Origin of the sequence: Methanobrevibacter sp. (assembly GCF_036307625.1) — an archaeon.
GTDB lineage: Archaea > Methanobacteriota > Methanobacteria > Methanobacteriales > Methanobacteriaceae > Methanocatella.
Genome location: NZ_JAXJXF010000038.1, coordinates 1 through 1663 on the forward strand (window position 1 = coordinate 1; position 1663 = coordinate 1663).

Consider the following 1663-nt stretch of genomic DNA (forward strand, 5'->3'; position numbering starts at 1 on the left):
ACATCAATGACGAGTTGTTCTTTATCAAATCTTAACATAAATATAAACCTCCTATAATAAGGCAGATATCATTGCAGCTACACCGAATTTTATAGCCACAATTAAAATAATTAATCCAAGTATAATACCATATAATATACCAACATCTCTACCACTTTGTTGGCCTAAACGTTGGTAGTATTCACCTACAGTGAAATCAACTTTTTCTTCTGCATCATCTAACTTTGCAACAATTTGGTTGAAATCATCTGTGGAAACCATGACTTGAGGTATTGAATTATCTTCTTCACTCATAAATAACACCCCTTATAATCCCATTGCTTTTGCTATTGCAGGAATAATTACGATTAAAAGTAATGCTATGCAAGCACCGATAGCAAATCCTTTAAATCTAGTTGCAAGTAAACCTGCGAATAGTTTTCCTTCTCTTGCAAGGAGTTTTGAACTGTATTCGGCATCATCTGCTGCATTTTTCATCCCGTGTATATTTGGTTTATTTGAAATTTGTACCATATTCATCTCCTCCTTAAATCAAGAATAAAACTCCGATTATTAAAGTAAAAGCTAATCCGATCATTATACCTTGGACTTTACCTGAATAATTACCGGCCATATTCCTTTGAACAGCACCAGCCATATCGATTTTAGTGTTTATATCCCTAATTCTAGCTTCGATAAGTGCAGTTTCAGCAGAAACAACTCTAATTGCTTCTCCTTCTTCTTCATCATCGCCATCGTCGTCAACGGAAATAACCATAGCTTCTTCTTCAAAAGCACCTGGATCTTTTTCTACACATTCATTGATTTTTGATTGAATTGCTCCGACATCTTCTGTGTCGATTAAATCAACAATTTCTAATTGTTGTTGGAATCTTTCAACACCATCGAGAGGAACATTCTCTACGAAAGGAATAGCACCAGTTGCACCAATGATTTTCTTTTTATCAGGGTCTGCACCGTTTTCGTGTAAAGCTTTAAAACTTTGACCAGTGATGTGACCTTGCACTTCAGCACCAGCTAATATTAAGAAACGAATATTAGGGTTTGAAATAATGTATGCAACTACTTTTTCTATTCCTAAGTTTTCTGTTTTACATGGACCTGCAATAGCTGCGCCAGAAAGTTCAGCTTCAATGTGAGAAGCTAAAGTTGTTACTGCAACTGGGCTTTCTGGATCGCCGACAATGTAATCTCCACTGATAACCGGCCAGCCGTCTGCAGGAGCTTTTTTATCAGCCATCTATAAAACCCCCAATATTTGTAATATAGGTAATGCAGCAAATATGATAAATGAAGCTAATAAGAATCCATATACCATGTTAGTTAATAATCCTGCAGTAACATAAGAACCTTCCCTTCCAGGGAAAGAATCAACAGGACTTGTGTATGGATCTAATGAAGCCATCAATTCATCAGCAGCTAATTCCACTTTTGCTACTTGTTCATTTACATCATCCATAGATAGGAGTACGATTCCTGAACCTAAAGATGAACTTATGAGCCCAGATACAGGGTCATATGCGAAATTCATTTCAGGTACAATTTGTACCATAGGTAACATTTGAGCCATATTTAATTCCTCCTAATCTAATTTTCCACTTTAGGCCATAATCCAGACCATTTGGTTGAAGCTGCATCATTACATGAAGCTAATACGTATGCT

At 36.2% G+C, this 1663-nt stretch carries 4 protein-coding genes; all 4 read right to left on the bottom strand.

Translation table 11 applies throughout. The features are described 5' to 3' along the window. Positions 1-51 precede the first annotated feature (51 nt). Genes mtrG through UIB65_RS02705 form a run of 4 tightly spaced genes read right to left on the bottom strand, consistent with a single transcriptional unit; the run spans position 52 to position 1570 of the window. Positions 52-294 carry a tetrahydromethanopterin S-methyltransferase subunit G gene (gene mtrG / locus UIB65_RS02690; RefSeq protein WP_296801992.1) on the bottom strand — a complete coding sequence of 81 codons (243 nt, stop codon included), beginning with the start codon at positions 292-294 and terminating at the stop codon, positions 52-54. Positions 295-306: 12 nt separating this feature from the next. Further along, the gene (locus UIB65_RS02695) at positions 307-513 is read right to left on the bottom strand and encodes a tetrahydromethanopterin S-methyltransferase subunit F (protein WP_296801991.1); all 207 of its coding nucleotides are present in this window, start codon (positions 511-513) and stop codon (positions 307-309) included. 13 nt (positions 514-526) lie between these two features. Further along, entirely contained in the window at positions 527-1240 is a 714-nt protein-coding gene (mtrA, locus tag UIB65_RS02700) for a tetrahydromethanopterin S-methyltransferase subunit A (protein WP_330039593.1), read from the bottom strand. Beyond that, entirely contained in the window at positions 1241-1570 is a 330-nt protein-coding gene (locus tag UIB65_RS02705; RefSeq protein ID WP_330039594.1) for a tetrahydromethanopterin S-methyltransferase subunit B, read from the bottom strand. Between the last annotated feature and the right edge of the window lie 93 nt (positions 1571-1663).

Excerpts from the sequence above, each read along its gene's own strand:
- mtrG (WP_296801992.1), bottom strand. The coding sequence starts at position 294 with ATGAGTGAAGAAGATAATTCAATACCTCAAGTCATGGTTTCCACAGAT.
- UIB65_RS02695 (WP_296801991.1), bottom strand. The coding sequence starts at position 513 with ATGGTACAAATTTCAAATAAACCAAATATACACGGGATGAAAAATGCA.
- mtrA (WP_330039593.1), bottom strand. The coding sequence starts at position 1,240 with ATGGCTGATAAAAAAGCTCCTGCAGACGGCTGGCCGGTTATCAGTGGA.
- UIB65_RS02705 (WP_330039594.1), bottom strand. The coding sequence starts at position 1,570 with ATGGCTCAAATGTTACCTATGGTACAAATTGTACCTGAAATGAATTTC.